At 73.4% G+C, this 17,151-nt stretch carries 20 protein-coding genes and 1 pseudogene; 9 read left to right on the forward strand and 12 right to left on the reverse strand.

Going from position 1 to position 17,151, the window contains the following annotated elements:
* The 4 genes and pseudogenes from AB0B76_RS51920 to AB0B76_RS51935 form a co-directional block, all read right to left on the reverse strand.
* Positions 1-491, reverse strand: a pseudogene (locus AB0B76_RS51920) (hypothetical protein); the annotation flags it as partial.
* Between the two features lie 165 nt (positions 492-656).
* Positions 657-1,058, reverse strand: a complete 402-nt coding sequence (locus tag AB0B76_RS51925) for a hypothetical protein (protein ID WP_360391559.1) — start codon at positions 1,056-1,058, stop codon at positions 657-659.
* 78 nt (positions 1,059-1,136) lie between these two features.
* Positions 1,137-2,822, reverse strand: a complete 1,686-nt coding sequence (locus tag AB0B76_RS51930; RefSeq protein ID WP_360391562.1) for an MFS transporter — start codon at positions 2,820-2,822, stop codon at positions 1,137-1,139.
* Positions 2,819-3,274, reverse strand: a complete 456-nt coding sequence (locus AB0B76_RS51935; RefSeq protein WP_360391565.1) for a MarR family transcriptional regulator — start codon at positions 3,272-3,274, stop codon at positions 2,819-2,821. The genes AB0B76_RS51930 and AB0B76_RS51935 overlap by 4 nt, the downstream gene beginning before the upstream one ends.
* A 47-nt stretch (positions 3,275-3,321) precedes the next feature.
* Between AB0B76_RS51935 and AB0B76_RS51940 the strand changes: the two genes are divergently transcribed.
* A complete protein-coding gene (locus AB0B76_RS51940; protein WP_360391567.1) occupies positions 3,322-3,780 on the forward strand; it encodes a universal stress protein in 459 nt (152 codons plus the stop codon).
* Here AB0B76_RS51940 and AB0B76_RS51945 read toward each other — a convergent pair whose 3' ends face one another.
* Both AB0B76_RS51945 and AB0B76_RS51950 read right to left on the reverse strand, forming a co-directional pair.
* Positions 3,781-4,842 carry an MBL fold metallo-hydrolase gene (locus AB0B76_RS51945; RefSeq protein WP_360391570.1) on the reverse strand — a complete coding sequence of 354 codons (1,062 nt, stop codon included), beginning with the start codon at positions 4,840-4,842 and terminating at the stop codon, positions 3,781-3,783. It abuts the gene before it with no gap.
* 23 nt (positions 4,843-4,865) lie between these two features.
* Positions 4,866-5,927: a hypothetical protein gene (locus tag AB0B76_RS51950; protein WP_360391573.1), complete on the reverse strand. Its 1,062-nt coding sequence runs from the start codon at positions 5,925-5,927 to the stop codon at positions 4,866-4,868.
* 45 nt (positions 5,928-5,972) lie between these two features.
* Here AB0B76_RS51950 and AB0B76_RS51955 point away from each other — a divergent pair, with 45 nt between their 5' ends.
* The 3 genes from AB0B76_RS51955 to AB0B76_RS51965 are packed head-to-tail and all read left to right on the forward strand — an operon-like array spanning position 5,973 to position 8,284.
* Complete coding sequence (locus AB0B76_RS51955; RefSeq protein WP_360391575.1) at positions 5,973-6,323, forward strand: metalloregulator ArsR/SmtB family transcription factor; 351 nt, start codon at positions 5,973-5,975, stop codon at positions 6,321-6,323.
* The gene (locus AB0B76_RS51960) at positions 6,320-6,691 is read left to right on the forward strand and encodes a VOC family protein (protein ID WP_360391578.1); all 372 of its coding nucleotides are present in this window, start codon (positions 6,320-6,322) and stop codon (positions 6,689-6,691) included. Before AB0B76_RS51955 ends, AB0B76_RS51960 begins: the two co-directional genes overlap by 4 nt.
* A 33-nt stretch (positions 6,692-6,724) precedes the next feature.
* The gene (locus AB0B76_RS51965) at positions 6,725-8,284 is read left to right on the forward strand and encodes a PP2C family protein-serine/threonine phosphatase (protein ID WP_360391580.1); all 1,560 of its coding nucleotides are present in this window, start codon (positions 6,725-6,727) and stop codon (positions 8,282-8,284) included.
* Between the two features lie 46 nt (positions 8,285-8,330).
* Here the strand turns inward: AB0B76_RS51965 and def are convergent, their stop codons facing one another.
* Positions 8,331-8,849 (reverse strand): peptide deformylase, encoded by a 519-nt coding sequence (def, locus tag AB0B76_RS51970; RefSeq protein WP_360391583.1) that lies wholly within the window; start codon positions 8,847-8,849, stop codon positions 8,331-8,333.
* A gap of 26 nt (positions 8,850-8,875) precedes the next feature.
* Positions 8,876-9,382, reverse strand: coding sequence for an NAD(P)H-dependent oxidoreductase (locus tag AB0B76_RS51975; RefSeq protein WP_360391586.1), 507 nt, complete (start codon positions 9,380-9,382; stop codon positions 8,876-8,878).
* Between AB0B76_RS51975 and AB0B76_RS51980 the strand changes: the two genes are divergently transcribed.
* Both AB0B76_RS51980 and AB0B76_RS51985 read left to right on the forward strand, forming a co-directional pair.
* Positions 9,355-9,723, forward strand: coding sequence for a helix-turn-helix domain-containing protein (locus AB0B76_RS51980; protein ID WP_360391589.1), 369 nt, complete (start codon positions 9,355-9,357; stop codon positions 9,721-9,723). The genes AB0B76_RS51975 and AB0B76_RS51980 overlap by 28 nt on opposite strands.
* 46 nt (positions 9,724-9,769) lie before the next feature.
* Positions 9,770-11,053, forward strand: coding sequence for an NtaA/DmoA family FMN-dependent monooxygenase (locus tag AB0B76_RS51985; RefSeq protein WP_360391592.1), 1,284 nt, complete (start codon positions 9,770-9,772; stop codon positions 11,051-11,053).
* Positions 11,054-11,069: 16 nt separating this feature from the next.
* Here AB0B76_RS51985 and AB0B76_RS51990 read toward each other — a convergent pair whose 3' ends face one another.
* Positions 11,070-11,981, reverse strand: coding sequence for an oligopeptide/dipeptide ABC transporter ATP-binding protein (locus AB0B76_RS51990; RefSeq protein WP_360391735.1), 912 nt, complete (start codon positions 11,979-11,981; stop codon positions 11,070-11,072).
* Positions 11,982-12,031: 50 nt separating this feature from the next.
* On the opposite strand from AB0B76_RS51990, the gene AB0B76_RS51995 reads away from it, so the two are divergent.
* A complete protein-coding gene (locus AB0B76_RS51995) occupies positions 12,032-12,667 on the forward strand; it encodes an ABC transporter substrate-binding protein (RefSeq protein WP_360391595.1) in 636 nt (211 codons plus the stop codon).
* A gap of 2 nt (positions 12,668-12,669) precedes the next feature.
* Here the strand turns inward: AB0B76_RS51995 and AB0B76_RS52000 are convergent, their stop codons facing one another.
* Positions 12,670-12,882 (reverse strand): CGNR zinc finger domain-containing protein, encoded by a 213-nt coding sequence (locus AB0B76_RS52000; RefSeq protein WP_360391737.1) that lies wholly within the window; start codon positions 12,880-12,882, stop codon positions 12,670-12,672.
* 98 nt (positions 12,883-12,980) lie between these two features.
* Here AB0B76_RS52000 and AB0B76_RS52005 point away from each other — a divergent pair, with 98 nt between their 5' ends.
* Entirely contained in the window at positions 12,981-13,220 is a 240-nt protein-coding gene (locus tag AB0B76_RS52005; RefSeq protein ID WP_360391598.1) for a hypothetical protein, read from the forward strand.
* Here the strand turns inward: AB0B76_RS52005 and AB0B76_RS52010 are convergent.
* The gene (locus AB0B76_RS52010) at positions 13,195-13,920 is read right to left on the reverse strand and encodes a class I SAM-dependent methyltransferase (protein WP_360391600.1); all 726 of its coding nucleotides are present in this window, start codon (positions 13,918-13,920) and stop codon (positions 13,195-13,197) included. The two genes, AB0B76_RS52005 and AB0B76_RS52010, sit on opposite strands and share 26 nt — an antisense overlap.
* A gap of 72 nt (positions 13,921-13,992) precedes the next feature.
* Here AB0B76_RS52010 and AB0B76_RS52015 point away from each other — a divergent pair, with 72 nt between their 5' ends.
* Positions 13,993-14,982 (forward strand): fibronectin type III domain-containing protein, encoded by a 990-nt coding sequence (locus tag AB0B76_RS52015; protein ID WP_360391603.1) that lies wholly within the window; start codon positions 13,993-13,995, stop codon positions 14,980-14,982.
* A gap of 16 nt (positions 14,983-14,998) precedes the next feature.
* Here AB0B76_RS52015 and AB0B76_RS52020 read toward each other — a convergent pair whose 3' ends face one another.
* The gene (locus AB0B76_RS52020) at positions 14,999-16,960 is read right to left on the reverse strand and encodes a family 43 glycosylhydrolase (protein ID WP_360391606.1); all 1,962 of its coding nucleotides are present in this window, start codon (positions 16,958-16,960) and stop codon (positions 14,999-15,001) included.
* Positions 16,961-17,151: the final 191 nt, after the last annotated feature.

The following is a 17,151-nucleotide window of genomic DNA, read 5'->3' on the forward strand; positions in this document are numbered from 1 at the left end:
TTCGGCGCCGGCAGCGCCGTCGGCCACGACAGGGACAACTCACCCGAGCCGCGCCGCAGCGACACCAGCGGACCGCTGCCACCACCCGAGAACGTGGTACCCAGCCAACTCGCCGCCGGCGCGTACCCACCCGACGACGTCTTACGCAACGTCGGATCGGGGGCGGTCCAGCCACCGTTCGCGGTCCGGACCCGCTGCACCACGATCGCCTCCGAGGAGGTGAACGTTCCGTTCGGGTTGGCGAAGACCTGGGCCCGCTCGGTACGACCGGACAGGACCTCGACCCGCCCCTTGCACGCGGCCGCCTGCCGCTTCGCGCTCGCGGCGTCGTTCGCCGTTTCGGGACAGGCGACGGGCTTGGGCGCGGCTTGAACAGGGCCCCCGAAAGGCGGTGCCACAAGCAATGCGACTACGAAACCAAGCAGCGCGATGAGCACGCCGGGCCGAAAATGCGCACGCCGAACAGGCAGACGAATATCCACGCCGGCCACTCCCCCATGATCCAGTTGACTGGTGCGAGGGAAGGCTAGGAGTTACCTGGGAACGCGGTCAACCGGCCGGGGTGCTGCCACGCCCGGCGGGCGCTACCCACGGTCGCTACCCAATGTGAGCGTGCGGGCACGGCGCCCTGTTTGAACCGGACGGAGTCTTAACCGTCAGTCGTATTCCGGCGCGTCAATATGAAGAAAATCACGCCCATCTACCTGGCTGAATGCCAGTTCATGGGCGAGTCCGGCGTCCGCCGGCGACGCCTCGGTGCGCTCGACCATCTGGGCGAGCCGCTCCACCTCCGGCAGCAGCCGCACGTAGATGATCAGCTCGCCGACGCCGACGATCGCGGCGGCGATGATCAGGCCGGCCACCGGGGCCACGGCCACCGCGATCGCGGCGATCAGGCCGCTCGCCGCGCGCACGCGCAGGCACAGGCGGCCCAGGCTCGGGAAGGGCGGCGCCGCCGCGGCGACGCCGAAGGCCAGGGCGGTCAGCCGGGCCCGGCTCGGCGCGAAGCCGTCCGGCTCCAGCGTGACGGTGAACCGGTCCGGCGAACGAACCACCATCCGTGGTGCAGACAGCCGGAAACCGCCGGTCCGGCGACCCCTGAGGGGTTACCGGACCGGCGGCACGGGCGGGGCCGGTCAGCGCAGGGACGGCTCCGGCGGCACGACGAGCACCTCGCACCCGGCCTCGGCGACGATGCGCTGACCGGCGCTGCCGTCGAGCAGATGGGCGACGCCGCCGTGGGTCGGGCCGCCGATCGCGACCAGCTGGGCGCCGACCGCCTTGGCGTGCCGGGCGATGAGGCTGCCGGCGTGGCCGTGGTCGGCGACGCTGCGCAGGACGTGGCCGGACGCGGCGACGCCGCGGGCGGCGAGCCCGTCGAGGGCGGCCTGGACGCGGGCGCGGGCCTGTTCGTAGGTCTCCCGGTCGACGGCCTGCTCGCCGACGACCGCGATCTCGTGGACGTGCAGCAGCTCCAGCGGCGCGTGCAGCTCGGCGGCCCGATCGGCCGCGGCCGCGGTGACGGCGGCCGCGTTCGGGCCGGAGTCGACGGCGACGACCACCGGCCGGTTGCCGTTGGCCGGTCCGGTGCGCCCGACGGCGACGATCTCGCCGATCGGCTCGGCCTCCTCCGTGGCGGCGGCGGCGTTCTCGGCGTCGGTGAGGATGCGGTGGCCGGTGGCCAGCACCGCGATCGCCAGGAGGAAGGTCGCGGCGCCGAGGTAGAACGGCACGTGGATGTTGTAGTGGTCGGCGAGCTTGCCGGCCACGAACGGGGCGAGGCCGCCGCCGATGAAGCGCACGAAGCCGTACGAGGCCGAGGCGACCGGCCGCGGCACCGGGGCGACGGTCATGACGGCCTGGGTGGTCAGGGTGTTGTTGATGCCGATGAAGGCGCCGCACACGATGACCGCGACGATGACCGTGGCCGGCGAGTCGGTGAACGCGGCGATGACGGTCATCACGACGCCGAGCAGGAACAGGTTGACGTACAGCGTCCGGGCCGTGCCGAAGCGCCGCTGCAGCCGCGGGGCGACCGCGACGCTGAAGAGGGCGACGAGCAGGCCCCAGCCGGTGAAGACCAGGCCGAGCTTGTGCTCGTTCAGGTGCATCGGGTACGGCGCGTACCCGAGCATGGTGAAGAAGCCCCAGTTGTACAGCACCGCGGTCAGGCTCATGATCAGCAGCCCGCGGTGGCGCAGCGCGGTGAGCGGGGCGGCGATGGAGGTCCGCACGGCGGGCGTGGGCGTCTTCGGCACCAGGAAGATCGTCGCCAGCAGCGCGATGAACATCAGCACGCTGACGCCGTAGAACGGGCCGCGCCAGCTGATGCCGCCCAGGGTGCCGCCGAGCAGCGGGCCGACCGCGATGCCGATGCCGAGCGCCGTCTCGTACAGGATGATCGCCCCGCTGAAGCCGCCGGTCGCGGACGCCACGATGACGGCGAGCGAGGTGGCGATGAACAGCGCATTGCCCAGGCCCCAGCCGGCCCGGAAGCCGACGATGCCGCCGATCGTGTCGGACGTGCCGGCGAGGGCCGCGAAGACGACGATGATCGCCAGGCCGGCGATGAGGGTGTACTTCGGCCCGATCCGGCTCGACACCATGTTCGTGATGAGCATGGCGACCGCGGTCACGAGCAGGTAGCTGGTGAACAGCAGCGACACCTGGCTGGGCGAGGCGTGCAGCTGGGCCGAGAGCGCCGGCAGGATCGGGTCGACCAGGCCGATGCCCATGAACGACACGACGCAGGCGAACGCGACGGCCCACACCGCCTTCGGCTGGCGGAACGGGCTGGCCGCCGCCGGACTGTGCTGGCTCACATGCATGAGGAGGTACTCCCGGGAAGGGTCTGGTAGGTGGTGACGAGCCGGTCCAGGGCGGGCAGGGCGGCGGCGAGCGCGGCGCGGTCCGCCGGGTCGAGGCGGTCGGCGAGGCCGGCCAGCAGCCGGGCCCGGGTGTCGCGGCGCCGGCGCAGGACCTCGGCGCCGTCCTCGGTGAGGTGCACCATCACCACCCGGGCGTCGTCGGCCCAGGAGCGCCGCTCGGCGTAGCCGTCCTGCTCGAGGCGGGACACGAGCTGCGTCATGGCCGGCTGCGTGATGCCTTCGCGCGCGGCGAGCTCCGAGATTCGGCACGGGCCGTGCACGTCGAGCGTCCGCAGCGCCGCCGCCTTCGACAGCGAGACCTGGTCCGCGGGGGCCAGCCGCCGCAGGAGCGAGACGACCCGCTCCAGGCTGTTGGCGAGGGCCACCCCGTCGAGGATCTTGGACACACAACTTTTATATCACGTGCTTATATTCAGGCGTTATGCTTTTGGATGTGATCGAACCCTCAAGCACACCGGGGGACGGGCCCGGCACGATCCTCGTCGGCGTCGACGGCTCGACGTCCTCGCTGCGGGCCGCCGCATACGCCGTCGGGCTGGCCCGCCGCCAGCGCTGCCGCCTCGTCGCGGTGTACGTGCGCACGCTGCCCGCGACCGTGCTCTCCCTGGCCGACACCGGCGGCAGCGCGGCGACGAACGTGGTCGACGCGCACGACGCCGTGGAGCGGCAGCTGCGCGACGCCGTCGAGCACTACATCCCGCTGCTGAGCGTCGACGCGCACCTGGTCGTGCGCACCGGCGAGCCGTACACCGAGCTGGTCGACGCCGCCCGGCAGCTCAACGCGGACGCGGTGATCGTCGGGCGCTCGGCGAACGCGCTGCACCGCATCGCCGGCTCGGTCGCCGTGAAACTCGTGCGCTGCGGCCGCTGGCCGGTGACCGTGGTGCCGTGATCAGGCGCGTGACCACCGGACGAGCGTGCTGTCCGATGAGCGAACCGCCCCGATCGCGGCCAGGTGCTCCAGGTGCGCGAGCGTCTCGCCCAGGGCCATCCTCCGCAGCATCCCCACCAGCGCGTCCCACCCGCGCGACCACGTGATCGCCGCCGCGACCGCCCACGCGGACGGCGCGCCGAGGGCGTCGATCGCGCGCAGGATCTCCCCGCCCCGCTCGTCGTGGTGGCGCACGAGGTCGGCGGCGCGCGTGTCGAGGCCCCGGAAACGGTACTCGTGCGCCGGCAGCGCCTCCTCCGCCCCGAACTTGCCGGTCAGCCCGAGCGAGGCCAGGTAGTCGCCGAGCGGGTTGCCCGCGCTCGCGGCGTGGACCGTGATGTTGGGGCTGATCCGCGGCAGCAGATGGTCGCCGGTGAGCAGCACGCCCGCGCCGGACTCGTGCAGGCAGAGGTGCCCGGGAGTGTGCCCCGGCGTCCAGACCGCCCGCAGCTCGTGCCGCGCGAGGGGCAGCCGGTCGCCGTCCTCGATCGCGCGGTCGGGCTCGGCCATGTGCAGGAGCTCGCCGAGCCGCTCAGGGGTGATGGCCAGCGCCTCCGCCTCGGCCTCGGGCGCGCCGTGGCGCAGCAGCCAGGCGCGGTCGGTCCCGGGGGCGCGGCCCCGCCACGACCGGGCGGGCAGCGTGCGGGCCTCGGCCGGGTGCATGCCGATCCAGGCGCCGGTGCGCTCGCGCAGCCAGCCGCTGAGCCCGTGGTGGTCGGGGTGGATGTGCGTGACGACGATCCCGGTGATGTCGGCGAGGTCGGCGCCGGCGGCCCGCGCCCCGGACGTGAGCGCGGCGCGCCCCTCGGCCGTGTCCCAGCCCGGGTCGACCAGCAGCGCGCCGGCGTCGTCGAGGAAGAGGTAGCTCAGCGTGTACCGCAGCGGGTTGTTCGGAATCGGCACGGGAATCGACCACACGTCGGGCCGGACCCGCTCGACCGGCGGCAGGACCTGACGCTGCCAGGCCTCGTGCTGGTCGGTCCCGGTGACGATCACGCCGCGCTCGTCGGCCGCAGCGCTCATGAGCGTCATGCTAGCCACAACGGTCACGGTTCGGCCGGGCCGGCGACTGTCCAACCGGTCACATGCGCGCACAACAGGCCGGTCGCGACCACCAGGCGCGCGACCGCCGTGTCGGCCGCCGCGGCGCCGATGCCGACGGCGGCGAGACCCGCCGCGGCGTACCGGCGATGCGCGGACGGCACCGGCCCGGGCGCGAGCGCCAGCCCGGTGTGCCGCCCGGCCTGGTCGAGCGCGGCGAGCAGCGCGTGCGCCGGACCGCGGGCCTCGACCGCAACGGCATCGGCGCGGGGCCAGGCGCCGGCGACGTGGATGACGAGCGGGGTCGCGCCGGCCTGGTGCAGCTGCCGCGCGTGGCGGGCCGAGCCCTGCGCGCCGAGCAGCGCCACCGACAGCCCCGCGGCCCTGGGCAGCGCCGCGGCGAGGACCCGGGCCGCCTCCAGGACGACCGCCACCCCGCCGGCGTCGTCGGCCTGGGCGGTGAGCAGCAGCTCGGGGGCGGTCCCCGAGCGCCAGCGGCCGTGCCGGTTGACGCCGGGCCGGTCGAGCCGGCGGATGGGCGTGTTGCCGGCCAGCCAGGCCTCCCCCGCCGCGGCCGCGCGGGCGACCTCGGCGTGGATGCCGGTGTCGAGGGTGAGGATCGGCAGCGGTCCCGGGTTGGGTCCGGTCCGGATGGTGTACCGCCAGCCGTCCGCATCCACCCCGCGCGGGACGAGCAGCCCGAGCGCGCCGTGGGCGTGGCCGTACGCGGCGAACAGGGTCATCCCGGCCGGCACGACGAGCCAGCGCCCGGCCGGATCGCCGCCGCCCGCGACGACGAGCTCGCCCCGCCGGACGAGCGGGCGGTCGGCCGACGCCAGGTGTACCGCGACCTCGCGCCCGGACGCGAGGGGGCCGCCGGACCAGCGGACGCTCGGCTCGGCGTACACCTCGGGGACGAACGGCACCGTGAACAACTCGGCCGTCACCGCCGCACCGGCATCCTCGAGGACGTGGCGCGGGTCGTGTGCGGCGACGGTGGCGGCGAGGCGTTCGCCGGAAACCCCGGCGAGCGCACGCGGCAGCGCGTCGTCGGCGCAGGTGGCCATCGTCCAACCGTTGCACGGTATTTCGAGACCTGTCAAGCTAGACACATGTCAAATCAGCTGGTCGTGCTCGCCGGAGACGCGTGCTGCACCCCGATCGCGCGGGAGCGCATGCCCGCCGAGACCGCGGCGGTCCTCGCGCCCGCGTTCAAGGCCCTCGGCGACCCGGTGCGGCTCCAGCTCATGTCGATGATCGCCAGCGCGCCCGAGGGCGAGATCTGCGTCTGCGACCTGACCCCGGCGTTCGAGCTGTCGGGCCCGACCATCTCGCACCACCTGCGCACCCTGCGCGAGGCCGGGCTGGTCGACGCCGACCGGCGCGGCACCTGGGTCTACTACCGCGCCCGGGCCGGCGTGCTGCAGCAGCTGGCGACGCTGCTCACGGCGGAGTCCGCGTGACCGTGGGGCGCCGGCACCACCTGATCGTCGACTGCCCCGACCCGGCGGCGAGCGCGCGCTTCTGGAGCGCGGTGCTCGGCGAGCCGGTCACCTACGACGACGGCGACTTCGTGGTCGTGTCCGCCGACACCACCACGTCGGGGCTGGCCTTCCAGCGCGCTCCGGGGCAGCCGCGGCCGACCTGGCCCGATCCCGCGGTACCGCAGCAGATGCACCTCGACGTGATGGTCGACGACCTCGCCGCGGCCGCCGGCGCGGTCGTGGCGCTCGGGGCGGTACAACTGCCGGGCGATTTTGTGTTCGCCGATCCCGCCGGGCACCCGTTCTGCCTGGTCCAGCGCCCGGGCTGGGCGCCGCCGATCGGCTGACCGGCGGGCGCCGCCGGGCGGTACCGTCGAGCTGTGCATCAGCTGTTCGAGGCGGCCGGGTCGCTGCGCGAGGCGTACGCGAAGGTCGACTGGGCCGGCACCCCGCTGGGGCCGGTGGCGTCCTGGAGCCCGGCCCTGCGCGGGGCCGTCGAGCTGGCGCTGCGCACGCGGTTCCCGGTGACGCTCTTCTGGGGGCCGCAGTTCGTGATGGTGTACAACGAGGCCTATGCGCCGATGATCGCCGACAAGCACCCGGACGCGCTCGGCACGCCGGCCGAGGTCGTGTTCGCCGAGATCTGGGGCGACATCGGGCCGATGCTGGAGCAGGTCCGCGCCGGCGGCGACGCCACCTGGGTCGAGGACTTCCGCCTGGACATGCTCCGGCACGGCTTCCTCGAGGAGTGCTACTTCACGTTCTCGTACTCCCCGGTGGTCGGCGACGACGGCTTGGTCGAGGGCGTCGTCGACATCGCATTCGAGACCACGACGCAGGTCCTGCTCCGCCGCCGCCTGCAGCTGCTCAACACGCTGCAGGACCGGCTCGCCGCCGTCCACCACCGCGGCGAGGTGCTGCAGCGGGCCATGCCGGTGCTGCACGCCGACCCGCACGACCTGCCCGACGTCGAGATCGCCGCGGCCGACGACCCGGGCGACGTGGTGGTCCGCGAGACGGCGGCGGGAAAGGTGGCGACGGTACGGCTGAGCGCCCGCAGGTACGCCTCGGGCGACCTGATGCTGCGCACGACGCTGAGCCCGCGCCTGGTCGCCGACGACGCGTACCTGATCTTCGTCCGGCTCGTCGGGGCCACGATCACCCAGGCGCTGGACCGGGCGCGGCTGCGCGAGACCGAGCGCCGGGTCGCCGCGATCGAGCGGGAGATGTCCGCGACGCTGCAGCGCAGCCTGCTGACCCCGCCGGCCGGCACGGAGCACTACCAGATCGCCGCGCGCTACCTGCCCGCGCTCGAGCACGCCCGCGTCGGCGGCGACTGGTACGACTCGTTCCTGCTGCCCGACGGCACCCTGACCGTCGTCGTGGGCGACATCACCGGCCACGACCGGTACGCGGCGGCGACCATGGCCCAGGTCCGCAGCATCCTGCGGGGCATCGCATACACCCTGCTCGGCCCGCCGTCACGCATTCTGACCGCGACCGACGAGGCCATGTCCGGCCTCGGCCTGGACACCTTCGCGACCGTGATCCTCGCCCAGGTCAGCGCGGAGCCGGGCACCCCAGCCCCCTACACACTGCGCTGGTCCAACGCCGGCCACCCGCCTCCGATCCTGCTCGCCCCCGACGGCCACGCCCGCCTGCTGCGCCACCCGCCGGAACTCCTGCTCGGCACCGGCCTGCCGGCAACGCGCAGCGATCACACCGTCACCCTGGCGCCCGGCAGTCACGTGGCCCTCTACACCGACGGCCTGATCGAGCTGCCCGGCGAGCCCCTCGACGACGGCCTGGACGGCCTCGCCGAACTGCTCACCGACCGGCAGGACCTAACCGCCGACCAGCTGTGCGACCACCTGCTGGCGACGTCCAGGACCGGCAACGCCGACGACATCGTCGTCACCGTGCTGCGGACGGGCCGCTGATGCGCCCCCGCGGCACCAACGACCCCGTGAGCCTGCCAGAGGCGCGTTAAGAATTTGTTGTACCGCCGCTGAGCAGGCCCGCCTCGCGCAGCAGTTCCTCCCGCCGCTCGGCCGGCAGCCGATCCACGTACAGCACCCCGTTGAGGTGGTCGGTCTCGTGCTGCAGGCACCGCGCGAAGTACCCGGTGCCGGTGACCGTGATCGGGTTGCCGTGCCTGTCCTGCCCGGTGACGGTCGCGACCGCCGCACGGGGCAGCGACCCGCGCGGCCCGGGCACGGACAGGCAGCCCTCGTCGCCGTCGGCCGGCTCGGCCAGCGGCTCCAGCACCGGGTTGACCACGTGCCCGACCTGCCGGGCGTCGTCGGCGTCGGGGCAGTCGTAGACGAACACCTGCCGGTCGACGCCGATCTGGTTGGCCGCGAGCCCGACGCCGCGCGCCTCGTACATCGAGGCGAACATGTCGTCGATGAGCTCGCCGAGCGCGTCGTCGAACTCGGTGACATCGGCGCAGCGGCGGTGCAGGACGGGGTCGCCGTAGTTGACGATCGGGCGCGCGGTGGGCATTGATCAACAGTACCCGCCCGCCGCCGTCACTTCCGCAGTACCGCCAGGGCGTCGGACCAGGCGACCACCTGGTCGAGGGTGGCGCTCAGCGCGTCGAACTGGTGCGCGCCCGGGGTGAGCGTGGTGAAGTTCTCGAAGTCGGTGTAGAACGACAGCGCGACCTGTGAGCGGACCGTGGCCAGCTGCAGCTCGGCCGCGATCAGCCGCAGGTGCTCGACCGCCCGGGCGGCGCCGACCACGCCGTAGCCGACGAACCCGGCCGCCTTGTTGTTCCACTCCGCGTACAGGTAGTCGATCGCGTTCTTGAGCACCCCGGTGGTGGAGTGGTTGTACTCCGGCGTCACGAAGACGAAACCGTCGAAGCCGTCGATCAGCTGCGGTACTCCTCGCAAGTGGGTTGCTCTCGACAGGCCGAGCGCCAGGATGGCAGCCTGGTTTTCCGATCGGGAGTACGCACTTTGAGCCGCGCCGGGCACCTCCGGGTGCGTATTGGAAGGGGTCAGCGATGATGGCCGAATCCGTGTCGTCCACATGCCGGGACGACGACCTGCGGCAGCTGCTGCGCGGGCTGCTGACCACGATCGGCGACAAGTGGACGCTCGCCGTGGTCGCCGTACTCGTCGCGGGCGAGCTGCGCTTCACCGAGATCCAGCGCCGGGTCGAGGGCATCTCGCACCGCATGCTCACCAAGACGCTGCGCGACCTGGAGCGCGACGGGCTGGTCGCGCGCCGCGTGCACGCGGAGGTGCCGCCGCGGGTGGAGTACGCGCTGACCCCGCTCGGCCGCACCCTGCTCGGGCCGGTCGACGGCCTCGCCCGGTGGGTCGAGGAGCACGGGCCCACCGTGCTGCGCCACCGCGGTGAGCGGTTGTGACGGATGACCCATTTCCATACTTTGCCGATAGGATTATCGTGGCGGCATGACGGCGCTACCACCCCGTACCCTCGGCATCGTCACGGGCGCCGGCGGCCATCCGGGCCCGTACGAGCTGGCCCTGGACCCCGGCCGCTCCACCGTGGACACCGCGCGGCGGGTGGCGGCGCTGGCCGAGGCGGCCCGCATCGACGCCCTGTTCGTACCCGACCTGCTCACCTTCGGCGCGCAGGGGTCCATCGGGGCGCAGGAGCCGCTGGTGTACGTCTCCGCGCTGAGCCAGGTGACCGAGCGCATCGGGCTCATCGCGACGGTGTCGACGACCTTCCACCACCCGTACAACCTCGCCCGCCTCTTCGGCACGCTCGACCACGTGAGCAACGGGCGGGCGGCCTGGAACCTCGTCACGTCGGCCGTCGGCGAGGAGAACTTCGGCCCCGGCGGCCTGCCGAGCCCGGAGGAGCGCTACGCCCGCGCGGCCGAGACCCTCGACGTCGTCGGCGCGCTCTGGGACAGCTGGCAGCCGGACGCCCTGACGCTCGGGCCGGACGGGCGCGCGGTCCTCGACCCGTCGAAGGTCCGGCCGATCGACCACGCCGGACGGTACTTCACCGTCGCCGGCCCGCTCAACATCCCGCCGCTGCCGCAGGGCCGGCCGGTGCTGATCCAGGCCGGGCAGTCGGCGGCCGGCATCGAGCTCGGCGCCCGCTACGCCGAGGTCGTCTTCACCGCACTGTCCACGCTGGACGCCGCCCACGACTACACGAGCCGCGTTCGCGGCCGCGCGGCACAGCTGGGCCGGCGGCCGGGGCTGCCGCTCGTCTTCAGCTCCTTCCACGCCACGTTCGGCGCGACGGAGGCGCAGGCGCGCCGGCTGGTGCGCGAGCGCCACGACGCGATCGACTTCGAGGCGGGCCGGGCCCTGGTCGCCGACATGCTGGGCGGTGGCGTGGACCTGTCGGAGGTACCGCTGGATGCGACCCTGCCGGAGAGCGTGCTGCCGGACGTGTCCGGCGTGCACCGCCGGCGCGGGCGCGTGGAGATCTTCAGCGGGTACATCCGGCGGGGCTACACCCTGCGCGAGCTCGTCATCGCGGCCCAGGACACCGGTCACTGGAGCGTCGCCGGCACGCCGGAGCAGCTCGCCGACGCCGTGGAGGAGCGGTTCCGGGCGGGCGTGCTCGACGTGCTCTCGGTCGGCGGCCTGCACGACCCCGTCCAGCACGACTACGTCGTGAACGGCCTGCTGCACCACCTGCGCAAGCGCGGCATCGTCAAGGGCGACTACCTGGGCCCGACGCTGCGCGACAACCTCGGGCTGCCGCGGTGACCAGGAAGCGGGTGCGTCACCCGGGGCCGGTGTGATGGCAGGCGGCCCGGTGCTCGCCGCCGGTCATCGCGGGCTCGACGGTCGCGCAGAGCGTTCGCCGCGGCGCCTCCAGGGTGTTGTACAGCGGGCAGCGCCCCCGGAACCGGCAGCCGGTGGGGCGCTCGTCGGCCGCGGGCGGGTCGCCCGGCAGCAGGATGCGCTCGCGGCGCCGCTCGGCGTCCGGGTCGGGCACCGGCACGGCCGACAGCAGCGCCCGCGTGTACGGGTGCCGGGGCCGGGCCAGCACGTCGGCGGCCGGGCCGGTCTCGACCGTCCGGCCGAGGTACATCACGCTGAGCTCGTCGGCGATGCGGGCCACGACGGCCAGGTCATGGGTGACGACGAGGTACGCCAGGCCGAGCCGGTCCTGCAGCTCGGCCAGCAGCCCGAGGACGGCGGCCTGCACGGTGACGTCGAGCGAGGAGACCGGCTCGTCCAGCACGAGCAGGTCCGGCTCGACGGCGATGGCGCGGGCGATCGCGATGCGCTGCCGCTGCCCGCCGGAGAACTCGTGCGGGAAGCGCCGGGCCAGGCCCGGCTCGAGCCCGACCAGGCGCAGCACCTCGGCGACCCGCGCCCGGGCCCGGGCCGGCGGGCCGCCCTGGGCCAGCATCGGCTCGGCGATGACGTCGCCGACCGGCAGCCGGGGGTCGAGGCTCGCGAACGGGTCCTGGAACACCAGCTGCATCCGCCGGCGCAGCGCGGTCCGCTCGGCGCCGGTCAGGCTCGCGTCCACCGGCCGGCCGAACAGCTCGATCGCCCCGCCCTCCGGCGGCCGCAGACCCAGGATCTCCAGCAGCGTCGTCGACTTGCCGCTGCCGGACTCGCCGACCAGCGCGTGCGTGCGTCCGGGGCGCACGGTGAGGTCGACGCCGTCGACGGCGTGGATCGTGCCGCCGCGCGATCGCCGCGGCCCAGTCCGCCGGGCTGCCGTTCAAGGTGAACACGCTGGGCAGCCACTTCTTCATGCCCAGCCAGGACGGGTACCGCGACAACAGCGGCGACGAGGGGCGCTTCGATCTCGCGCGAGCGCAGCGGCTACTGGACGAGGCCGGCTGGAAGGCGAGCGCGGACGGCAGGACCCGCGCCAAGGACGGCGCGCCGCTGAAGCTGGTCTACGTCGTCAACGGCAACGGCAGCACCGACCTGCCGCAGCTCGTCCAGAACCTGCTCGGCCGGGCCGGAATCACCGTGGAGCTGCGCAAGGTGCCCGGCAACGACTACTTCGCCAAGTACGTCAACGTCGGCGCGTTCGACCTGGCCTCGTTCCGGCAGGTCGACAACGTGTTCCCGTCCCTGCTCTACCCGGTGTACCGCACCGGCGGCGACCAGAACTACGGCGGGGTCGCCACACCCGACATCGACCGGCTGATCGACCGCGCGAGCGCCGAGACCGACCGGGCCAAGGCCGTCGAGCTGCTCAACCAGGCCGACGTGCTGCTGTGGCAGGCCGGGCACTCCGTGCCGCTGTTCCAGACCCCGCAGATCTCGGCCGTCCGCCCGGGGCTGGCCAACTTCGGGGCCTTCGGGCTGCGCAGCGAGCGGCAGTACGTGGACGTCGGCTGGACCGGATAGCGTCAGGTCGCCCGCCGGCGGCGGCTGTAGGCGCGCACCCGCGCCCGGTTGCCGCAGTGGTCCGGGTCGCACCAGCGCCGGCTGTGGTTGCGGGTGGTGTCCAGGAAGCCGCCGGGCTGCGCCTGCTGCTCGACGCCCTCACCTGAGCCGAGCCCGTCCAGGGCCCCACCGTCCGTGGGTGACCGCCTATCATGAGGGCATGAACCGCCCGGCAGCTGCGTGGATCATGCTTCTCGCCTACGACAACGCGTCCGGCTCCCCGCGGCCCCAGGCGGCCCTGCGCGGCTGACTGCGCGAGCGCGGCATCGACTGGATGCCGTTCGCGGACGACGAGGTGCGCATCGACGTCTACTGCGGCCGCGACGAGTCCGGCCGCCCGAGCGGCTCGATCGTGCTGCGGGTCGCCGCGGGCGCATTGGAGCGGCACGGGCTCCATCCGGACCAGCCGCTGTCCCGCGTCGTCGGGCCGTCGCCGCCGAAGTGGTGGCACGCCGAGTGCGAGCGCCGCTGGGCCGGGCGCCGCTCGCTCACCTGGCGGGCCGGTCCGCGATGAACACGAACTCCAGGCCCGGCCGGTCCGGCGCCTCCCGCACATCCCGGACCCGGTAGCCGGCGGCGGCCAGGCTCGCCTCGACCTCGTCGCGGGCGCGGAAGCGCAGCGTCGAGTCCGAGGCGATCTCCGTGCCGTCGTCGAGAAAGCGATAGGTGTACCGGAACGACACGAACGGCAGCCGCACCTCCGTCACCTCGCGGCGCCGCTCCACCCGCCCGGCGCCGGGCACGTCGCGGGTCACCGGTCCGGCGTCCGCGGCCCACTCCTCCCACGCGCGCGCCTCGGGTCGCCGGGTCTCGAAGGCGAGCACGCCGCCCGGGCGCAGCGCGCTGCGAACGGCCCGCAGCGCCGCGGTCCAGGCCTCGTCGGTCAGGAAGACCTGGGCCACGTTGCCGGTCATCAGGGCCAGGTCGGCCCCGATCGCCGGCGCCGCCGCGGCGTCGCCGTGCACCCACGTGACCGCGCCGGACTTCGCGCGCGCGACCGCGAGCGAGGCCTCGGCCGGGTCGACGCCCACGACGCCGCGGCCGCCGCTCGCCAGCCGCGCCGCCAGCGCCCCGGTGCCGCAGCCGACGTCGAGCACGCGGCGGGCGCCGAGCTCGTCGGCCAGGGCCAGGTAGGCCGGCAGATCGGTCCGGGCGCCGTCGAACGCGTCGTAGACGCGGGCGAGTCGCGGATCGGCGAAGATGGCGTCGGGCACGGAGCGAGGGTATAGGGTTTGGGACGACATCGAGGTCTATGGAAGTCCGCCCCACGTTTCGGAGGCGCCGCCATGTCTCAGATTCTCCGTCTTCTCCGCCGCGTCGCCGGCGCCGCCACGGCCCTGACCGTGGCCTTCGTGATCGCGGGGGCGCCGAGCGCGCACGCCGCCGACACGGGCGCGCCGACGGTCCCGGCCGACTTCACCGGGTCCATCAACTGTGCCCTGGTGCTGACCCTGCACTGGACCGCCTCGACCGATGACGTCGGCGTCGTCGGCTACGACGTCTTCCGGTCGGTCGGCAACGAGCCGTTCGCCTTCGTCCGGACGACCCCGGCGACCTCGTTCTCGGAGTCGCTGCTCGGCGTCGTGAAGTACCAGGTCCGGGCCCGCGACGCGGCCGGCAACGTCTCCGGCTTCACCGCCGCGGCAAGCATCATCCCGCCGCCCTGCCCGTTCCCGACGGACCGGGAGGCGCCCACGACGCCGGGCGCGATCGGCGTCTCGGTCAACTGCGCCCTGATGGTGACGCTGAACTGGGGCGCCTCCACCGACAACGTGGCGGTCATCGGCTACGACGTGTACCGGTCCGTCAACAACGGGCCGTTCACGTCGGTCGCGACGACCCCGGCGACGACGTTCACGGAGGCGCTGCTCGGGATCGTGAGGTACGAGGTGCGGGCCCGGGACACCTCCGCCAACGTCTCCGCCTTCACCGCGGCCGTCTCCGCCGTGCCGCCGCCGTGCCCGGCGCCCGACACGCAGCCGCCCACGACGCCGGGGACGCCGAGCGCGTCGGGGACCACCCGCTCGTCCACCACGCTGGCGTGGGCCGCCTCGTCCGACAACGTTCACGTCAGCGGGTACGACATCTATCGCGCCTCAGGGGCTACGGGCGGCACCTTCGCGCCCGTCGGCACCGCCACGACCAACTCGTTCACGGACACCGGCCTGGCCGCGGGGACCACATACCGGTACCAGGTCCGGGCCCGCGACGCCGCCGGGAACGTCTCGGCGTTCTCGGCGGCGGTCACGGTCACCACGCGACGGGTCCGGTCGTGAGGGCCCGCGGGCGTTCCTACGGTCCGAGGTAGCAGGCCTTGACGACGTTGTAGAACGCGTCGCCGAACACGGCGTTGGTGCAGGCGGTCGAGCCGGCGACCGAGCGGTAGGCGAACGCGCCGTTGGCGCCGTAGGCGACGGTGCGGGTCCCGCTGAAGCCGCACGTGCCGTTTTCGGCGGCGCACTGCGTGTATCCGGCCGGGCCGCCGGTCGGGGCGGTGTAGCAGGACTTCAGCGAGCCGTAGGCGGGGTCGGTGCCGAAGGCCGCGCTCGTGCACGGCACCGGGCCGGCGGGCGCGGTCTGGTACACCAGCGTCCCCGCCCCGTAGGCCACGACCGCCGGCGCGGTAAGCGTGCAGACGCCGTGCTCGCCGGCACAGCGGGTGAACCCGGCCGGGACCGCTCCGGCCGGGAGGGCGGCGCGGGAGCTGACCGTCGTCGCGAACCGCGTGGTCCGGTTCGCCTCGGCGCGGAAGGTGGCGCCGCCGTCGGAGCTGTAGCCCTGGCCGCCGCCGGGGTACGGCGCCGAGTCGTTGTGCAGCATGCCGTAGCAGCCGGTGGTGTTGGCCGACTTCACGACGATGCCGTAGCGGGTGCCCGCCGTCACCGCGATGTTGGGGTAGACGGTGGCGTCCCGCGGCGCCCACCCGATCGAGTACGCGGGCAGCGTGGTGCTGTACAGCGCGTTGCCCGTCGGCTGGAACGAGGCGTTCGCCTGGTAGATCGAGATCTGCAGCCCGGCGTCGGGGTAGCCCTGCTGGTAGGTGGTGTAGGAGGCGGAGGTGAGCGTGCCGCCGCGCGACGGGACGAACGTCTGGATGCGGGCGATGTTCCGGCCGATGTCGCACCAGGACTGGTACCCGCCGACCCCGCCCGACTGGTCCTGGTCGGGTGACGGCTGCTGGGCGCCGGCCGACCCGGTGGCCAGGGCGAGGGAGAAGGTGGCCTGGCAGGTGATTGGCGCGATCGCGCCGTTCGCGCCGAACTCCAGCGGCGCCCAGTACGAGTTGGCGAGGGCCTCGTTGGGGTCCGCGTTGTTCCACAGGTCGCTCGCGTACAGGTAGGCCGTGCCCGTCGTGGTCGGCAGCGCCGAGACGAACGCGGGCTGGCCGCCGCAGGAGTTGGTCGTGACCTTCGTGGCGGCCGACCAGGGGCCGAGCGGGTTCGTGGCCGTGCGGTACGACGTGCCCGTGCCGGCGCAGTAGCCGCAGTTGGGGTCCGAGTAGGTGATGTAGTAGATCCCGTTGCGCTTGAACAGCGCGGGCGCCTCGGTGGCGGACTGGTGCAGGCGCGTGTAGCTGCCGGTGCCGGAGAGGTACGCCGCGTTGAGGCGCTCGACGACGATGTCGCCGGAGCTGCGCCAGTCGGTGTACGCCAGGTACGCCGCCCCGTCGTCGTCGACGAGCAGCGCGTGGTCGCCGTTGTTGACGCCGGCGACCGGCGCGTTGTTGTTCACGGCGAGCGTCGGCACGGCGACCTCGGTGAACGGGCCGATCGGCGAGGAGGCGGTGAAGACGCGATAGCCGACGCTGTTGTCGTAGACGTTCACCCACAGCACGTACTGGCCGGTGGCGGCGTTGCGGACCACGTGCGGCCGGAAGCAGCCGTAGGTGTCGCCATTGCAACGGGTCTGCCAGGTCGCGGTCGTCGGGTCGAAGAGGTAGCCGCGGTCCGTCCAGTGCACGAGATCGGTGGAGGTGTACACCTTGAAGCCGCAGAACGGGGTGCCGGCCTGCCGCCAGCGGTACCCGCAGTCGTAGCTGGTGCCGTAGAGGTGGTACAGGCCGTCGAAGAGCGCGATGTGCCCGTCGTGGGCGTCGACCGCGTTGCCGCGCGTGTCCAGCCGGGCGACCTGATGGCCGCCGGCGTCGAAGTTGGTCACCGTCGTCTGGTAGGCCGCGCTGGCCCGGCCGGGCGCGGCGACGGTGGCGAGGACGGCGGCCGCGAGGACGACGAGGGCGGCCAGGAATCGGTTCATGGGTTCTCCACTCTGGCGGGAGTGAAACGTTTAAATCGGCTTTCCTATGACGCAGGTTAAGAACCCAACGAATCAATGGCAATAGATGAGTTTTGTAAAATTTGCGCGCCCGGAGCCGTGGAACGGGATGGAACGCGTTGCCTGCAGGACGCAGCGGCCGGCGCCGATGTCAGCCGGTCCGAGGCTTGGAG

The organism is Dactylosporangium sp. NPDC049140 (assembly GCF_040648435.1).

Excerpts from the sequence above, each read along its gene's own strand:
- AB0B76_RS51925 (WP_360391559.1), bottom strand. The coding sequence starts at position 1,058 with ATGGTGGTTCGTTCGCCGGACCGGTTCACCGTCACGCTGGAGCCGGAC.
- AB0B76_RS51945 (WP_360391570.1), bottom strand. The coding sequence starts at position 4,842 with ATGAGCGCTGCGGCCGACGAGCGCGGCGTGATCGTCACCGGGACCGAC.
- AB0B76_RS51950 (WP_360391573.1), bottom strand. The coding sequence starts at position 5,927 with ATGGCCACCTGCGCCGACGACGCGCTGCCGCGTGCGCTCGCCGGGGTT.
- AB0B76_RS51955 (WP_360391575.1), top strand. The coding sequence starts at position 5,973 with ATGTCAAATCAGCTGGTCGTGCTCGCCGGAGACGCGTGCTGCACCCCG.
- def (WP_360391583.1), bottom strand. The coding sequence starts at position 8,849 with ATGCCCACCGCGCGCCCGATCGTCAACTACGGCGACCCCGTCCTGCAC.
- AB0B76_RS51980 (WP_360391589.1), top strand. The coding sequence starts at position 9,355 with ATGATGGCCGAATCCGTGTCGTCCACATGCCGGGACGACGACCTGCGG.
- AB0B76_RS51975 (WP_360391586.1), bottom strand. The coding sequence starts at position 9,382 with ATGTGGACGACACGGATTCGGCCATCATCGCTGACCCCTTCCAATACG.
- AB0B76_RS51985 (WP_360391592.1), top strand. The coding sequence starts at position 9,770 with ATGACGGCGCTACCACCCCGTACCCTCGGCATCGTCACGGGCGCCGGC.
- AB0B76_RS52005 (WP_360391598.1), top strand. The coding sequence starts at position 12,981 with ATGCCGTTCGCGGACGACGAGGTGCGCATCGACGTCTACTGCGGCCGC.
- AB0B76_RS52015 (WP_360391603.1), top strand. The coding sequence starts at position 13,993 with ATGTCTCAGATTCTCCGTCTTCTCCGCCGCGTCGCCGGCGCCGCCACG.
- AB0B76_RS52020 (WP_360391606.1), bottom strand. The coding sequence starts at position 16,960 with ATGAACCGATTCCTGGCCGCCCTCGTCGTCCTCGCGGCCGCCGTCCTC.